Annotated in this window: 2 protein-coding genes; both read left to right on the top strand. The window is 48.2% G+C overall.

What is annotated here, in order from left to right; all coding sequences use genetic code 11:
• A partial coding sequence (locus ACP45E_RS22430) for an alpha-D-ribose 1-methylphosphonate 5-triphosphate diphosphatase (RefSeq protein ID WP_069585543.1) occupies positions 1 to 745 on the top strand: 745 nt, incomplete at its 5' end.
• Between the two features lie 77 nt (positions 746 to 822).
• The coding region (gene phnN, locus ACP45E_RS22425; RefSeq protein ID WP_083251634.1) for a ribose 1,5-bisphosphokinase at positions 823 to 1,171 on the top strand (349 nt) is incomplete at its 3' end.

Genomic DNA, 1,171 nt, shown 5'->3' with positions numbered 1-1,171 from the left:
CTTTGTACACATTCGTTGCGAATTGCCCCATGAGGCCACCGTCGATCTCGCTAAAAAGTACCTTGATTTGGAGCAAACACACATGGTGTCGTTGATGGATCACTCTCCGGGCCAACGTCAATTCGTCAGCATTGAGAAGTACTACGACTACTACCAAGGGAAGTACAACTTGAACGATCAACAAATGGCGGATTTCGAACAGCAGCAGCGACAACAATCTGCCCAGTTCTCGGATATCAATCGTAAAACCATCGCGCAGCTGTGCCGAGAGAAAAGCATTCCTCTTGCCAGTCACGATGATGCCACGCGAGCCCATGTCGATGAGTCACATTCTTTGGGGCTGGTTCTAGCAGAATTTCCTACCACAATAGAAGCAGCACAACGATCTCATGAATTGGGGTTAAAAGTGATGATGGGTGCGCCTAATGTCGTTAGAGGGGGTTCTCACTCGGGCAATGTGGCTGCACATGAGCTGGCAACCCTTGGTGTACTCGACACGCTATCATCAGATTACTTTCCGGGCAGTCTTTTAGAGGCGGTATTTGGCCTGGCTGATGACGAACGAAACGACTTGGATTTAGCTGCAGCGACACGATTAGCAACATCTAACCCAGCGTCGGCGCTTAGTCTTAATGACCGAGGTTCGATACATGAGGGCTTGCGCGCAGATATATTACTTGTTGAGCGTCGCGCCGGCCAGCCTTTAATACAACAGGTATTACGCCAGGGAAAACGCGTGTTTTAATAAAGCGTGAGTCGTAGAAACTCACTACAAAAATCGAATGACTATTTAGATAAATTAATTGAAAGTAGGAAGCGGGCATGGCTAAGTTGTTCTACGTACTAGGGGCCTCTGGGGCGGGGAAAGATTCGATCATGGATGCCCTCAGAAGCGTGTTTTGTGATCAATTGATGGTCGCGCATCGGTACATTACAAGACCCGCATCGGCAGGAAGTGAAAATCATATTGCCCTGTCTGAGGAAGAGTTCTCACTTCGTATTCAACGGAACTTATTTACTATGCACTGGCATGCAAACGGATATTGCTATGGCGTTGGCAGAGAGGTCGACCATTGGCTGAGTGAAGGCTTGAATGTTATGGTTAATGGGTCTCGAGCGTATCTACCCACTGCGAAACAGAAATACGGTAGCCGATTGCAAGTCGTATGGA

The sequence above is a fragment of the Vibrio genomosp. F10 str. 9ZD137 genome (genome assembly GCF_049974785.1).
Taxonomy (GTDB): Bacteria; Pseudomonadota; Gammaproteobacteria; order Enterobacterales; family Vibrionaceae; genus Vibrio.
This window is presented reverse-complemented; position numbering and strand designations above follow the sequence as displayed.